General features: G+C 68.3%; 14 protein-coding genes. All 14 read left to right on the forward strand.

Translation table 11 applies throughout. The annotated features are described in order from the left end of the window. The first annotated feature begins 52 nt into the window (after positions 1–52). The 14 genes from V2S85_RS10500 (at position 53) to V2S85_RS10565 (ending at position 13,916) form a co-directional block, all read left to right on the forward strand. Positions 53–1,783: a relaxase/mobilization nuclease domain-containing protein gene (locus tag V2S85_RS10500; protein ID WP_330702800.1), complete on the forward strand. Its 1,731-nt coding sequence runs from the start codon at positions 53–55 to the stop codon at positions 1,781–1,783. Between the two features lie 20 nt (positions 1,784–1,803). Next, positions 1,804–3,825 (forward strand): conjugal transfer protein TraG, encoded by a 2,022-nt coding sequence (locus V2S85_RS10505; protein ID WP_330702801.1) that lies wholly within the window; start codon positions 1,804–1,806, stop codon positions 3,823–3,825. Continuing rightward, positions 3,822–4,241 carry a CopG family ribbon-helix-helix protein gene (locus V2S85_RS10510; RefSeq protein ID WP_330702802.1) on the forward strand — a complete coding sequence of 140 codons (420 nt, stop codon included), beginning with the start codon at positions 3,822–3,824 and terminating at the stop codon, positions 4,239–4,241. Before V2S85_RS10505 ends, V2S85_RS10510 begins: the two co-directional genes overlap by 4 nt. Before the next feature lie 141 nt (positions 4,242–4,382). Beyond that, positions 4,383–5,369 (forward strand): P-type conjugative transfer ATPase TrbB, encoded by a 987-nt coding sequence (gene trbB, locus V2S85_RS10515; RefSeq protein WP_330702803.1) that lies wholly within the window; start codon positions 4,383–4,385, stop codon positions 5,367–5,369. Continuing rightward, positions 5,366–5,698, forward strand: coding sequence for a TrbC/VirB2 family protein (locus V2S85_RS10520; protein WP_419198187.1), 333 nt, complete (start codon positions 5,366–5,368; stop codon positions 5,696–5,698). The genes trbB and V2S85_RS10520 overlap by 4 nt, the downstream gene beginning before the upstream one ends. Beyond that, the gene (locus tag V2S85_RS10525) at positions 5,698–5,979 is read left to right on the forward strand and encodes a VirB3 family type IV secretion system protein (protein ID WP_330702804.1); all 282 of its coding nucleotides are present in this window, start codon (positions 5,698–5,700) and stop codon (positions 5,977–5,979) included. The genes V2S85_RS10520 and V2S85_RS10525 overlap by 1 nt, the downstream gene beginning before the upstream one ends. Continuing rightward, the gene (trbE, locus tag V2S85_RS10530; protein ID WP_330702805.1) at positions 5,976–8,450 is read left to right on the forward strand and encodes a conjugal transfer protein TrbE; all 2,475 of its coding nucleotides are present in this window, start codon (positions 5,976–5,978) and stop codon (positions 8,448–8,450) included. The genes V2S85_RS10525 and trbE overlap by 4 nt, the downstream gene beginning before the upstream one ends. Continuing rightward, entirely contained in the window at positions 8,447–9,157 is a 711-nt protein-coding gene (trbJ, locus tag V2S85_RS10535) for a P-type conjugative transfer protein TrbJ (protein ID WP_330702806.1), read from the forward strand. Before trbE ends, trbJ begins: the two co-directional genes overlap by 4 nt. 9 nt (positions 9,158–9,166) lie before the next feature. After that, complete coding sequence (trbK-alt, locus tag V2S85_RS10540) at positions 9,167–9,433, forward strand: putative entry exclusion protein TrbK-alt (protein ID WP_330702807.1); 267 nt, start codon at positions 9,167–9,169, stop codon at positions 9,431–9,433. After that, positions 9,430–10,725 (forward strand): P-type conjugative transfer protein TrbL, encoded by a 1,296-nt coding sequence (trbL, locus tag V2S85_RS10545; protein ID WP_330702808.1) that lies wholly within the window; start codon positions 9,430–9,432, stop codon positions 10,723–10,725. Before trbK-alt ends, trbL begins: the two co-directional genes overlap by 4 nt. Positions 10,726–10,731: 6 nt before the next feature. After that, positions 10,732–11,424, forward strand: coding sequence for a conjugal transfer protein TrbF (trbF, locus tag V2S85_RS10550; RefSeq protein ID WP_330702809.1), 693 nt, complete (start codon positions 10,732–10,734; stop codon positions 11,422–11,424). Then, complete coding sequence (gene trbG / locus V2S85_RS10555; RefSeq protein WP_330702810.1) at positions 11,411–12,442, forward strand: P-type conjugative transfer protein TrbG; 1,032 nt, start codon at positions 11,411–11,413, stop codon at positions 12,440–12,442. Before trbF ends, trbG begins: the two co-directional genes overlap by 14 nt. After that, positions 12,439–13,698 carry a TrbI/VirB10 family protein gene (locus V2S85_RS10560; RefSeq protein WP_330702811.1) on the forward strand — a complete coding sequence of 420 codons (1,260 nt, stop codon included), beginning with the start codon at positions 12,439–12,441 and terminating at the stop codon, positions 13,696–13,698. The genes trbG and V2S85_RS10560 overlap by 4 nt, the downstream gene beginning before the upstream one ends. Continuing rightward, positions 13,695–13,916 carry a DUF2274 domain-containing protein gene (locus tag V2S85_RS10565; RefSeq protein WP_330702812.1) on the forward strand — a complete coding sequence of 74 codons (222 nt, stop codon included), beginning with the start codon at positions 13,695–13,697 and terminating at the stop codon, positions 13,914–13,916. The genes V2S85_RS10560 and V2S85_RS10565 overlap by 4 nt, the downstream gene beginning before the upstream one ends. Positions 13,917–13,919: the final 3 nt, after the last annotated feature.

Below are 13,919 nucleotides of genomic sequence, written 5' to 3' on the forward strand. Positions count from 1 at the left end.
GCTGGAAGCCCGCTGCCACTAGCGATTGCCGCACATTGTGGCGGCTCCGGCCATGACCGGCGAGGAGAATTTCCGCATCCGGCCTGGCCGCGTCCGCTCGCGCGGCGGCCAGCGCGCGCTTCCGGCCATCGCTCAGGCGCTGGCGGCGGCGCAGCGGGCCGGCGGCCATATCTCGCGCCGTGGCCGGATCATCGCGCCGGGCCGCTCGACCTTCGGCCGGGGCCGCAGCGCCAGCGTCCGCGCTACCCACCGGCTCGGCCACCGATCGCGCCAGGTGATCGTCAAGGCGCGCGTCGTCAGGCACGGCGGACGCGCGTCGCTCGCGGCCCATCTCAACTATCTGCAACGCGATGGTGTCACCCGCGACGGCGAGCGGGGCGTGCTGTTCGGCGCCGAGGCCGACAACCTCGACCGCAACGACTTCGCCGCGCTCTGCAAGGACGACCGCCACCACTTCCGCTTCATCGTCTCGCCCGAGGACGCCGCCGACATGGGCGACCTCAAAGGCTTCGCCCGCGAGCTAATGAGCCGCATGGAAACGGATCTCGGCACGCGCCTCGACTGGCGTGCCGTCGAGCATTGGAACACCGCCAATCCCCACGTTCACATCATCGTGCGCGGCGTCGCCGAGGATGGACAGAATCTCGTCATCTCCCGCGACTATATCCGCGAGGGGATGCGGGCGCAGGCGCGCGACATCGTGACCCGCGAGCTGGGTCTGCGCTCCGATCTTGAGGTTCGCCAGTCGCTGGAGCGGCAGGTCGAGGCCGAGCGCTGGACCGAGATCGACCGTGACCTCTCGCGGACCATGCAGCGCGACGGCGTGATCGACATGGCGCCCGAAGCCGGCGCGCGACCCGAAGCCGACCAGGCGCTGAGAATGGGACGGCTGCGCAAGCTGGAAGGGCTCGGCCTCGCCAGCGAAATCGCGCCGGGGCAATGGACGCTGGCCGGCGACGCGCAGGCGGCGTTGCGCGAGCTGGGCGAGCGCGACGACATCATCAAGCGGATGCACAAGGCGATGACCGAGCGCGGCATCGACCGGGGCGCCGCCAGCTATGTGCTCGAACCCGATCCCGCGCAGCCCGTCACCGGCAGGCTGGTCGATCGTGGTCTCCACGACGAGCTGACCGGCCGCGCCTATGCGATCGTGGATGGGATCGACGGGCGCACTCACCACGTCCAGTTTCCCGACATCGAGGCGACGGGCGATTGCCGGCCCGGCGCGATCGTCGAGCTGCGTCGCTTCACGGACCGCAAGGGCCGTGATCGGGTGGCGCTCGCCGTGCGCTCGGATATGGACCTCGACGCACAGGTCCGCGCGCCGGGCGCTACCTGGCTCGATCGGCGCAACCTGTCGAGCGACGGCCGCGACCTCGGCGGCGGCTTCGGGACCGAAGTGCGCGCCGCGATGGAAGCCCGCGCCGAGCATCTCGCCGGCGAGGGGTTGGCGCGGCGTCAGGGCCAGAAAATCGTCTTCGCGCGCAACCTGCTCGATACGTTGAAGCGGCGTGAACTGGATGCGGCGGCCAACGACTTGTCGGCGGAGATCGGCCTGCCGCACACGCCGTCAAAGTCCGGCGAATATGTCGCCGGCACGGTGCGGCAACGGCTGACGCTCGCCTCCGGCCGCTTCGCGATGGTCGACAACGGCCTCGGCTTCCAGCTCGTGCCCTGGTCCCCTTCGCTCGACAGCCAGATAGGCAAGCACATCTCCGGCGTCATGCGCGGCGATGGCGGGGTGGACTGGTCGTTCGGGCGCGGCCGGGGGCTCGGCTTGTGATTGTTTTCGGGAGATAGACGATGCCCGCCACCAAGATCCTTTGGGGTCAGGTCATTACCGTATTCACGATTGTCCTCGCCGCGATCTGGTGTGCGACGCAATGGACGGCCGCGGCGCTGGATTACCAGAGCCAGCTTGGTCCTCCCTGGTTCATGCTCGGCCATTGGCCGATCTATCGGCCCTACGCCTTCTTCATCTGGTTCTTCTTCTTCGATGCCTACGCGCCGGATATTTTTCGGACCGGCGCGATCATCGCGGCTTCGGGCGGATTTGCCGCGTTCATTATCGCCATCGGCATGTCGGTCAGACGGGCTCACGAACGGAAGAAGGCCGAGACCTTCGGCTCGGCTCGTTGGGCGAAGGCACGCGAAGTCGAAGCCGCCGGCCTGCTCGGCGTGAATGGAGTTATGCTTGGCCGCCTCGGCGAAGACTATCTCCGCCATGACGGTCCCGAGCATGTGCTGTGTTTCGCGCCGACCCGTAGCGGCAAGGGTGTCGGCCTTGTCGTCCCGACGCTGCTGACTTGGCCCGCCTCGGCGATCGTGCATGACATCAAGGGCGAGAACTGGCAGCTCACCGCCGGCTTCCGATCCCGGCACGCGCGGGTGCTGCTGTTCGACCCGACCAATGTGGCGTCCGCCGCCTACAATCCTCTGCTCGAAATCCGCAAGGGCGCCTGGGAAGTGCGCGATGTGCAGAACGTGGCCGACGTGCTGGTGGACCCGGAAGGCTCGTTGGAGAAGCGCAACCACTGGGAAAAAACATCTCATGCGTTGCTGGTCGGCGCCATTCTTCATGTTCTCTATGCCGGCGAAGACAAGACGCTCGCTGGCGTCGCGGCCTTCCTGTCAGACCCGGCGCGGCCGATCGAATCCACGCTACGCGCGATGATGACGACGCCGCATCTCGGGCCGGCGGGCGTTCATCCGGTCGTCGCCAGCGCCGCGCGCGAGTTGCTCAACAAGTCGGACAATGAGCGGTCGGGCGTGCTCTCGACCGCCATGTCGTTTCTCGGCCTCTATCGTGATCCCGTCGTTGCGCAGGTCACGCGCACCTGTCAGTGGCGCATCGCCGATCTGGTCGAAGGCGAGCAGCCGGTGACGCTCTACCTTGTCGTGCCGCCATCCGACATCTCTCGCACCAAGCCGCTGATCCGTCTGATCCTCAACCAGATCGGGCGTCGGCTGACCGAGGACTTGCAGGCGCGGCAGGCGCGCCATCGGCTGCTCTTGATGCTTGACGAATTTCCCGCGTTGGGCCGGCTCGACTTCTTCGAGTCCGCGCTGGCGTTCATGGCGGGCTACGGCATCCAGAGCTTCTTGATCGCGCAGAGCCTCAACCAGATCGAGAAGGCATATGGGCCGAACAACGCCATTCTCGACAACTGCCATGTGCGTGTGTCGTTCGCCACCAACGACGAGCGAACGGCGAAACGCATTTCGGATGCGCTCGGCACCGCGACCGAGATGCGGGCGATGAAGAACTATGCCGGCCATCGCCTCTCGCCCTGGCTCGGACACTTGATGGTGTCGCGTTCTGAGACGGCGCGGCAACTTCTCACCCCCGGCGAGATCATGCAGCTACCGCCCGACGACGAGATCGTGATGGTCGCGGGCGTCACGCCTGTTAGGGCCAAGAAGGTCCGCTACTACAAAGATCGGCGGTTCACTGAGCGGGTGTTGCCGCCGCCAGATGCGAAGGTCGGCCAAGGCGATCCGCGCCCCGACGACTGGAGCAGCCTATCGCCGATCGCGGCGCCGCCCGAGCCGCCCGCCGCCACGCCGCCACCCAAGAAGAAAAAGAAGGCCAAGAAGGCCGAGCAGGACGAGGCCGACAGTGCGGACCTTCGGCGTGAACCCGATATGGAGCGCCATATCGACATCGCACCGCCGTCGCCTCCCGCGCCCGCCAACGAGTTCGAGCTGGACGAACCCGAACGCGAGCCCGACGCCGACGCTGCCCGGCAGGCGGCCATGCGCCGCCAGATGCAGGGCATCGCGCGGCAGGTGTCGCTCGACCCCGGCGATGGAATGGATCTGTGACGACCAAGACTCCGCTGTCGGTCTATCTCGATCCCGACATCATGCGCGCGCTCGCCGCCTATGCCGACCGGCGCGGCAAATCGCGCTCGCTGATCGCCGAGGCCGCCATCGCATCCTTCCTGTCGCCCGATGCGGACGAGCAACGCGAGGCCGCCATCGCCAAACGGCTCGACCGGCTGGACCGGCGCAACAACCGGCTCGAACGCGATGTCGGCATCGGCGTCGAGATGATCGCGCTGTTTGTCCGCTTCTGGCTATCCAACACCCCGCCGCCGCCCGAAGTCGAGCGGGCCGCGATGCGCCGCCAGGGCGGGGATCGCTACGACGCCTTCATCGAGGCGCTCGGCCGGCGACTCGCGAAGGGTCCAAAGGTCCGACAGGAGATTGGCGAGGACATAGCACCTCAAGAAGAATGACGCTGCCCACGCTGCTCCCTGTATTTCTTCGCCAGACTACGACGATGGTATTTACTTGTTGAACAAGCCTCTTTTCTGTCTCTCTTGATGTGCCCCTGAGGCCGGGCGGCGGTTCGCTCGGCTCAAACCAGGGGCCGTTTCTTGACCATCCACCCGATCATCTCCGATGCCAGGACGCGCGGCGCTCGAATGCTGCGCACCGCGCTGGGGCCGTCGATCGCGACGTGGCTCGAAGACCCCGCCGTCATCGAGGTGATGCTGAACCCCGACGGCCGGCTGTGGGTCGATCGGCTCGGCAAGGGGATCAGCGACACCGGCGAGCTGCTGACTGCCGCCGACGGCGAGCGGATCGTCCGCCTGGTCGCTCACCATATCGGCGTTGAGGTTCACGCCCGGTCCCCCCGCGTCTCCGCCGAGCTGCCGGAAGGTGGCGAACGGTTCGAGGGTCTGCTGCCGCCCGTCGTCTCGGCTCCGGCCTTCGCGATCCGCAAGCCTGCCGTCGCCGTATTCACGCTCGGCGACTATGTGGCGGCGAGGATCATGTCCGGCGCGCAGGCCGAGGCGCTGCGCGATGGTGTGGCGGCGCGCGCCAACATCCTGGTCGCGGGCGGCACCGGCAGCGGCAAGACCACGCTGGTCAACGCGCTGCTCGCCGAAGTCGCCACAACGGGCGATCGCATCGTTCTGATCGAGGACACGCGCGAGCTGCAATGCGCCGCGCCGAACCTCGTCGCCATGCGGACCAAGGACGGCGTGGTCTCGCTGTCCGATCTCGTCCGCTCATCTCTACGCCTGCGTCCCGACCGCATCCCGATCGGAGAGGTGCGGGGCGCCGAGGCGCTCGACCTCCTCAAAGCCTGGGGCACCGGCCACCCCGGCGGGGTCGGCACCATCCACGCCGGCACCGCGCTCGGCGCGCTCCGCCGCATGGAGCAGCTCATTCAGGAGGCCGTGGTCACGGTTCCGCGGGCGCTGCTGGCCGAGACCATCGACCTGATCGCCGTTCTCGTCCGCGACGGCCACGGCCGCCGACTTGCCGAGCTGGCCCGCGTCGAGGGGCTCAACCCTGCCACCGGCGACTACCAACTCACACCACTTTCCACCGCCCAATCGGGAGACCTGCCATGATCCATGCCGTTCGGCATGGCGCGCGTCGCGCCATGCTTGCCGCCTCCGCCAGCGTCGTCGCCCTGACGATCGCCGCGCCCGCTTATGCATCGGGCTCGTCGATGCCGTGGGAAACGCCGCTCAACTCGATCCTCGAATCGATCCAGGGGCCGGTCGCCAAGATCGTCGCGGTCATCATCATTATCGTGACGGGCCTCAGCCTCGCGTTCGGCGACACCAGCGGCGGCTTCCGCCGGCTGATCCAGATCGTGTTCGGCCTGTCGATCGCGTTCGCCGCGTCGAGCTTCTTCCTCAGCTTCTTCTCGTTCAGCGGCGGGGCGCTGGTCTGATGACTCTGGCAGGGGGCATCGGCGAACCCGTCGCCGGCTTCACCGCGCCGGTGCATCGCGCGCTGACCGAGCCGATCCTGCTAGGCGGCGCACCGCGCAGCCTGGCGATCCTCAACGGCACGCTGGCGGGCGCGCTCGGCCTCGGCCTGCGCCTTTGGATCGCCGGCCTGGTGCTGTGGGCAGTCGGCCATGTGGTCGGCGTGTGGGCGGCCCGGCGCGATCCGCAGTTCGTGGACGTGGCGCGCCGGCACCTTCGCTATCCGGTCTGGATGCGGCCATGATGAGCCTGAGCGAATATCGCGACCGTGCCGCCCACCTCGCCGACTTCCTGCCCTGGGCGGCGCTGGTCGGCGAAGGGGCGGTGCTCAACAAGGACGGATCGTTCCAGCGCACGGCGCGCTTTCGCGGTCCCGATCTCGACAGCGCGACGCCGGCCGAGCTGGTCGCCACCACGGCGAGGCTCAACAATGCGCTGCGCCGCCTGGGCTCGGGCTGGGCGATCTTCGTGGAGGCGCAGCGCACGCCCGCGCTCGCCTACCCGGAGTCGGCGTTTCCCGATCCGGCCTCGGCGCTGGTGGACATGGAGCGGCGCGAACAGTTCCGCGAGGAAGGCGCGCATTTCGAGAGCCGCTATTATCTGACGTTCGCCTGGATGCCGCCCGCCGAAGACGCGGCACGCGCGGAAGGCTGGCTCTATGAGGGTCGCTCCGGCAGCAGTGTCGATCCGTGGGAGTTGCTCAAGGGCTTCATCGACCGCAGCGATCGCGTGCTGAACCTGGTTGAAGGCTTCGTGCCCGAGGTCCGCTGGCTCGATGGCGCCGAGACGCTGACCTACCTCCACAGCACGATCTCCACCCGCCGCCAGCGCGTCCGCGTGCCGGAAACGCCGATCCACCTCGACGCGCTGCTTGCCGACGAGCCGCTGACCGGCGGCCTCGAGCCGAAGCTGGGCGATCATCACCTTCGCACGCTCACCGTGATCGGCTTCCCGAGCGTGACCTTTCCGGGCCTGCTCGACGATCTGAACGCCCAAGCCTTCGAATATCGCTGGGCGACGCGGGCGATCATGCTCGACAAGACCGACGCGACGAAGCTGCTGACCAAAATCAGGCGGCAATGGTTCGCCAAGAGGAAATCGGTCGCGGCGATCCTCAAGGAAGTCATGACCAACGAGGCGTCGGTCCTGATGGACAGCGACGCCTCGAACAAGGCCGCCGACGCCGACACCGCCTTGCAGGAGCTGGGCGCCGACTATGCCGGGCTCGCCCTCGTCACCGCCAGCGTGACGGTATGGGATCGCGATCCGGCCGTGGCATCCGAGAAGCTGCGCCTTGTCGAGAAGGTCATCCAGGGCCGCGACTTCACCGTCATCGTCGAAGGCATGAATGCGATCGAGGCGTGGCTGGGGAGCCTGCCCGGCCATGTCTATGCCAATGTCCGGCAACCGCCGGTCTCCACGCTCAATCTCGCCCACCTGATCCCCCTGTCAGCGGTATGGGCGGGGCCGGAACGGGACGAGCATTTCGGACAACCCCCGTTGCTCTACGCACGGACCGAAGGCTCGACCCCGTTCCGGTTTTCTATCCACGTCGGCGATGTCGGGCATCAGATCATCGTCGGCCCGACCGGCGCGGGCAAGTCGGTGCTGCTCGCCCTGATGGCGATGCAGTTCCGCCGCTACCCGGCCTCGCAAATCTTCGCCTTCGACTTCGGCGGCTCGATCCGCGCCGCCGCATTGGCGATGGACGGCGACTGGCAGGATCTCGGCGGCGGCCTGTCCGACGAGAGCGAGACCAGCGTGCAGCTTCAGCCGTTGGCGCGCATCGACGATCCCGCAGAACGGACCTGGGCCTCCCAATGGCTGGCGGCGATCCTCTCGGCCGAAGGCGTCACCATCGACCCACAGGCCAAGGAGCATATCTGGTCGGCGCTCGGCTCGCTTGCCAGCGCGCCGGTGGCCGAGCGCACCCTGACCGGCCTCGCGGTCCTGTTGCAAAGCCAGCAGCTCAAGCAGGCGCTCGCGCCCTATTGTGTCGGCGGACCGTGGGGCCGGCTGCTCGATGGCGAGACCGAACGGCTGGGCGAGGCCAGGGTGCAGGCGTTCGAGACCGAGGGCCTGGTCGGCGCCGGATCGGCCGCGGCGGTGCTCGCCTATCTGTTCCATCGCATCGAGGGCCGGCTGGACGGCTCGCCCACGCTTATCATCATCGACGAAGGCTGGCTTGTCCTCGACAGCCCCGAGTTCGCGGCGCAACTCCGCGAGTGGCTCAAGACGCTGAGGAAGAAGAATGCCAGCGTCATCTTCGCCACCCAGAGCCTCGCCGACATCGAGACCTCGGCCATCGCGCCGGCGATCATCGAGTCCTGCCTGACGCGCATCTTCCTGCCCAACGAGCGCGCGGCCGAGCCGCAGATCACCGCCGTCTATCGCCGCTTCGGGCTCAACGACCGCCAGATCGAGATCATCGCGCGGGCGACGCCCAAGCGGGATTATTACTGCCAGTCGGCGCGGGGCAACCGGCTGTTCGAGCTGGGGCTGGGCGAGGTGGCGCTGGCCTTCGCCGCTGCCTCCTCGAAAACCGACCAACTGCGCATCGCCAAGCTGATCGCACGCTACGGCCGCGACGGCTTCGCCGCCGCCTGGCTGCGTGAGCGCGGCGTCGGCTGGGCGGCCGATCTGCTGCCAGCCTTCGCGCCCGACGATGCCCGGCAAGCCGAGCTTCCCCTGACCGACGAGGAGATCATTCCATGAGCATGTCCACCCTGCGGCGCATGGCGTTCGCCGGCGCCGCTGCCATCGCTGTCCTCACCGCGAGCGTGCCGGCACAGGCGCAATTCGGCAGCGGCATCGTGTTCGATCCGACCAACTATGCGCAAAACGTGCTCACCGCCGCGCGCGAGCTGCAACAGATCAACAATCAGATTCAGCAGATCGAGAACCAGGCCACCTCGCTCATCAATCAGGCGAAGAACCTCGCCTCATTGCCGTTCAGCACGCTGGCGACCTTGCAGGCGCAAATCCAACGCACCCAGCAACTGCTCAACAATGCGCAGCGCATCGCCTACAGCGTCCAGTCGATCGACCAGGCGTTCACCACCCGCTACAACGGCGCGACCGCCTCGACCTCCGACGCGCAGATGGTCGCCAACGCACAGGAGAGCTGGAAAACCAGCGTCGCCGCGTTTCAGGACACGATGAGGGTTCAGGCGGGCGTCGTCGGCAATATCGACGGCGCGCGCACCAGCATGAACGGGCTGGTATCCGCCAGCCAGTCGGCGACGGGCGCCTTGCAGACCGCGCAGGCGGGCAACCAGCTTCTCGCGCTCCAGTCGCAGCAGATCGCCGACCTGACCGCGCTGGTCGCGGCGCAATCGCGCGCGCAGGCGCTGGAGATGGCCCGCCAGACGCAGATCGAGGCCGACGCGCAGGAGCGGTTCCGCCGCTTCATGGGCAACTGAGCGCAGCCCATGTTGCACGGACCCTCGCGCACAGCGAAGATCGCCGGCGTTGCGGCGCTGGCCGGCATGATGATGGCCGTTGTGGTGGCCGGCGTCGTGACGCGCGAGCGCCCCGTGCCGGCGACGACGCCCGTTCCGCAGGCGACGGCCGTTCCCGAGGCGCTGACGCGCGAGCTGGACCGCTGCGCCACGCTCACCATGCCGGACGCCGGATGCGAGGCGGCATGGGCGGCCAATCGCCGCCGCTTCTTCGGCGAGGAAGGCGCGCAGCCATGACCGACACCGGCGTCATCGACACCTTTCTCAACACGTTCAGCACCTACATCGACAGCGGTTTCGGGCTGCTCGGCGGCGAAGTCGGCTTTCTGTCCTCGACGCTGATCGCGATCGACGTAACCATCGCCGGCCTGTTCTGGGCCTGGGGCGCGGACGAGGACGTGTTGCAGCGTCTCGTCAAGAAGACGCTCTATATCGGCACCTTCGCCTTCATCATCGGCAACTTCTCCAATCTTGCCAGTATCCTGTTCCAGAGCTTCGCCGGGCTCGGCCTGAAGGCTTCGGGCGGCGGCCTAGCGATCGGCGATTTCATGAAGCCGGGCAGTATCGCCGCCACCGGCCTGACCGCGGCCAAGCCGCTGCTTACCGCCGCTGGCCAATATAGCAGCCTGTGGGCCTTCTTCTCCAACGCCGCTCTGATCGTGGTGCTGTTGCTCGCCTGGGCGATCGTCGTGCTCGCCTTTTTCGTGATCGCCGTGCAGGTCTTCATCACCATCATCGAGTTCAAGCTGGTGACGCTCGCCGGCTTCGTGCTGCTGCCCTTCGCCTTCTGGCATCGCACCGCCTTCATGGCCGAGAAGGTGCTGGGCCACATCGTCTCGACCGGCATCAAGGTGCTGGTGCTCGCCGTCATCACCGGCATCGGCACCACTCTGTTCAGCCAGTTCACCAGCGCCGACATCGGGACCACGCCGACCGCCGAACAGGTCATGGCGATTGCGCTCGCCGCGCTGGCGCTGCTCGGCCTGTCCATCTTCGGTCCCGGCATCGCCAACGGCATCGTCGCGGGTGGTCCGCAGCTCGGCGCGGGCGCGGCGGCCGGAACCGCGCTCGCGGCCGGTGGCGCGATCATGGGCGGAGTCGCTGGTGCGCGCCTCGCGGCCGGCGCAGCGGCAGGCGCGATCGGCGGCGTGGCGACCGGCGGAGCCCGCGCCGCAGGCGCTGCGTCCGGCGCTTATGCGGCCGGGTCGGCCGGCAAGGCGGGCGCGGCTTCGGTGGCCGGCGGCCTTGGCGGAGTCGGCAAGGCGGCGGGGAGCGCCGCCATGTCGCCGCTACGCCGCGCCGCCGCCTCGATGAAGCAGAGCTACCAATCCGGCCGCGCCGCGACTCCCGCACCAGTGGCGGCCGCCGCCCCGCCGGAAGCATCCGGTACATCCGGCCCGCCGGCCTGGGCGAAGACCATGAAGCAACGCCAGACCATGAGCCACGGCGCGAGCGTCGCCGCCCACACGCTGCGCGGCGGCGACAGCCACGGCGGCGGCGCCTCGGTCGATACCAGCGAGAAGGAATAGCCGCTTATGTTCCGACGCCCTTCCATTCGCTACGGGCAGACGCCCGAGCACGAGACGCCCTATCAGCGCGCCGCCCAGGTCTGGGATGACCGCATCGGGTCGGCCCGCGTGCAGGCGAAGAACTGGCGGATCGCCTGCCTCGCCTCGCTCGCGCTTTCGGGCGGGCTCGCCGCCGGCCTTGTGTGGGAATCCGCACGCGGCTCGATCGTGCCCTGGGTGGTGCAGGTCGATCGGCTCGGCCAGGCGCAGGCCGTCGCACCCGCCGATTATGGCTATCAGCCCACCGATCCCGAGATCGCCTTCCACCTGGCGCGGTTCATCGAGGAGGTGCGCGGGATCGCCGCCGATCCGGTCGTGGTCCGCCAGAACTGGCTTCGGGCCTACGACTTCACCACCGACCAGGGCGCGGTCGCGCTCAACGACTATGCGCGCTCGAACGACCCGTTCGCCCAGATCGGCAAGGTTCAGGTCGCGGTGGACATCTCTAGCGTGATCCGGGCTTCACCCGACAGCTTCCGCGTCGCATGGACCGAGCGGCGCTACCAGGACGGAAGCCTCGCTTCCACCACGCGCTGGTCGGCGATCCTGACGATCGTGATCCAGACACCCGCCACCCCCGACGCGCTCCGCAAAAATCCGCTCGGGATCTACGTCAACGCCATCAACTGGTCGAAGGAGCTGTCCAATGACGCATCCTGATGCACGCCGGCCCATATTGCCATTGGGGCTCCCGGTCCTGCTGCTCTCCGCCTCCGCGCTCGCGGGCTGCGCTACCGCGGGAGCGAAGCCGCCCGCCATCGCCTATGACGACGCCACGCCCGCCGTTCAGGCCGTGCCTGCCGCCGAGACGCCCAAACCCATCGAGGTGGTGGCGATCCCGCAGCCGTTGCCGCTGCCGGGGCAGTTGAAGCCGGTGACGGTCGCACCCCGCGTCCCCGAGCCGGGCGATCCCAGGGAACGTGTCGGCATAGCCAACGCCGCCGCCCGTGTGCAGCCGGTCAAGGACGGCTTCCTCAACGCTATCCAGCAATACCCCTATGCCGACGGCGCACTCTATCAGGTCTATACCGCGCCGGGCGAGGTGACGGACATCGCGCTGGAAGAGGGCGAGGAACTCGCCGGCCCCGGCCCCGTCGCGGCCGGTGATACGGTGCGCTGGATCATCGGCGATACGACAAGCGGATCGGGCGCGACCAAGCGCGTCCACCTCCTCGTGAAACCCACGCGGCCCGACCTGACCACGAACATCGTCATCAACACCACGCGGCGCACCTATCATCTCGAACTGCGCGCCACGGCCGCGACCTACATGGCGTCGGTCTCGTGGACCTATCCGCAGGACACCCTGATCGCGCTACGTCGCCAGAACACCGAGGCGAACGCGGCGGCGCCGATCGCCGCTGGCCTCGACATCGCCGCGCTCAACTTCCGCTACGCGATCGACGGCGACAATGCGCCGTGGAAACCGCTACGCGCGTTCGACGATGGGCGCCAGGTGTTCATCGAATTTCCAGCCGGGATCGCGCAAGGCGAGATGCCGCCGCTGTTCGTGGTCGGCCCGGCCGGTGGCGGCGAACTGGTCAACTACCGCGTCCTGGGCCGCTACATGGTGGTGGACCGGCTGTTCGGCGCGGCCGAGCTGCGCATGGGCGATAAGAAGTCTCAGCAGAAGGTGCGCGTCACCCGCACCAACGGCACGCGCCGGGGCCGGTCATGAGAGGGGCCGAACAGGAACCGGCCGTGTCCACCCGCACGGCGGCGCCCGCGGTCGCGCCCCAATCCCCATCGGATGCGCAAGCCTTCCGGCTGCGCGGGAGCCCGCCGCGCGTGATGCGACTATCGCGCAAGGCGCTGGCGGCGCTCGGCATCGCCGCCGGGCTCGGCATCGGCGGTTCGCTGATCTACGCGCTGCGCCCCGCCGGCCAGCACCAGGCGAAGGAGCTATACAGCACCGACAATCGGCCGACCGCCGATGTTATCAGCGCCGCGCCCAAGGATTACGGCCATGTCCCGAAGCTCGGCCCGGCGCTGCCCGGTGATCTCGGGCCGCCAATCCTCTCGGCCGAGCAGCGCCGCGAGCTCGCGCTGGGAACACCGGGCATGGCCCCGGCCGGTGCGGGCGCGCAGGCGAACGCTGCCAGCGAAGCGCGCCAGCGCGTGCTTCAGGAGCGCGACGCCGCGCGCACCAGCAAGCTCTTTCTCGGCGGCGAAACCGCGCCGAGTGCGGCGCCCGCGCTCGCCATCGCGGATCAGGCCGCGGGCGCATTGCCAGCCGCCACGCCCACCACCCAGCCCGAGGATGCCAGCCCCAACGGGCAGGCCGCCAAGCGCGCCTTCATGAAGGATGATGGCGACCGCCGCACGGTCAGCGCCGAGCGGCTGGCTGGCCCGCCGTCGCCTTATGTGGTGCAGGCCGGCAGCGTGATCGCGGCCGCGCTCATCACCAGCATCCGCTCCGATCTTCCCGGCCAGATCACCGCCCAGGTGACGCAGAATGTCTATGACAGCCCGACCGGGCGCATCCTCCTGATTCCGCAAGGATCGAAGCTGATCGGCGAATATGATTCCTCGGTGTCGTTCGGCCAGAGCCGCGTGCTGTTGGCCTGGACGCGGCTCATCCTGCCCGATGGCCGCGGAATCGCGCTCGAGCGCCAGCCGGGAGCCGATGCCGCCGGCTATGCAGGGTTGGAAGATGGCGTGAACAACCATTGGGGCAAGTTGTTCAAGGCGGCACTACTCTCGACCATGCTGAGCGTCGGCAGCGAGGCCGGCACCAGCCAGAGCGAGAACAATCTGGCGCAGGCGCTCCGGGCCGGCGCCGCCAACGGGATCAGCCAGGCCGGCCAGCAGATCGTGCAGCGCGAATTGAACATCCAGCCGACGCTCACGATCCGGCCCGGCTATCCGGTCCGGGTCATTGTCACGCGCGATCTCGTGTTGGATTCTGCGGCAACGAGCGGAGGTGGACAATGACCGCCAAGCTCAGGCTGGGGCCGATCGCCGACGACAAGCCGGTGAAGCTCGCGGTGGAGCTGCCGGCGTCGCTCCACGCGGACCTCGCGCTTTATGCGCGTCTGCTCGCCGATGCTGGCGACGCGCCGATCGAGCCCGGACGCTTGATCGTCCCCATGCTCCAGCGGTTCATCGCGGCCGACCGCGCCTTCCTGAAAGCGGGGCGACAGCAAGGCTAGCGG

Source organism: Novosphingobium resinovorum (assembly GCF_036352595.1).
Classification (GTDB): Bacteria; Pseudomonadota; Alphaproteobacteria; order Sphingomonadales; family Sphingomonadaceae; genus Novosphingobium; species Novosphingobium resinovorum_B.

What these genes read in the sequence shown, in the direction of transcription:
- V2S85_RS10500 (WP_330702800.1), top strand. Translation starts at nt 53, where the DNA reads ATGACCGGCGAGGAGAATTTCCGCATCCGGCCTGGCCGCGTCCGCTCG.
- V2S85_RS10505 (WP_330702801.1), top strand. Translation starts at nt 1,804, where the DNA reads ATGCCCGCCACCAAGATCCTTTGGGGTCAGGTCATTACCGTATTCACG.
- V2S85_RS10520 (WP_419198187.1), top strand. Translation starts at nt 5,366, where the DNA reads ATGATCCATGCCGTTCGGCATGGCGCGCGTCGCGCCATGCTTGCCGCC.
- V2S85_RS10525 (WP_330702804.1), top strand. Translation starts at nt 5,698, where the DNA reads ATGACTCTGGCAGGGGGCATCGGCGAACCCGTCGCCGGCTTCACCGCG.
- trbE (WP_330702805.1), top strand. Translation starts at nt 5,976, where the DNA reads ATGATGAGCCTGAGCGAATATCGCGACCGTGCCGCCCACCTCGCCGAC.
- trbJ (WP_330702806.1), top strand. Translation starts at nt 8,447, where the DNA reads ATGAGCATGTCCACCCTGCGGCGCATGGCGTTCGCCGGCGCCGCTGCC.
- trbK-alt (WP_330702807.1), top strand. Translation starts at nt 9,167, where the DNA reads ATGTTGCACGGACCCTCGCGCACAGCGAAGATCGCCGGCGTTGCGGCG.
- trbL (WP_330702808.1), top strand. Translation starts at nt 9,430, where the DNA reads ATGACCGACACCGGCGTCATCGACACCTTTCTCAACACGTTCAGCACC.
- trbF (WP_330702809.1), top strand. Translation starts at nt 10,732, where the DNA reads ATGTTCCGACGCCCTTCCATTCGCTACGGGCAGACGCCCGAGCACGAG.
- trbG (WP_330702810.1), top strand. Translation starts at nt 11,411, where the DNA reads ATGACGCATCCTGATGCACGCCGGCCCATATTGCCATTGGGGCTCCCG.
- V2S85_RS10560 (WP_330702811.1), top strand. Translation starts at nt 12,439, where the DNA reads ATGAGAGGGGCCGAACAGGAACCGGCCGTGTCCACCCGCACGGCGGCG.
- V2S85_RS10565 (WP_330702812.1), top strand. Translation starts at nt 13,695, where the DNA reads ATGACCGCCAAGCTCAGGCTGGGGCCGATCGCCGACGACAAGCCGGTG.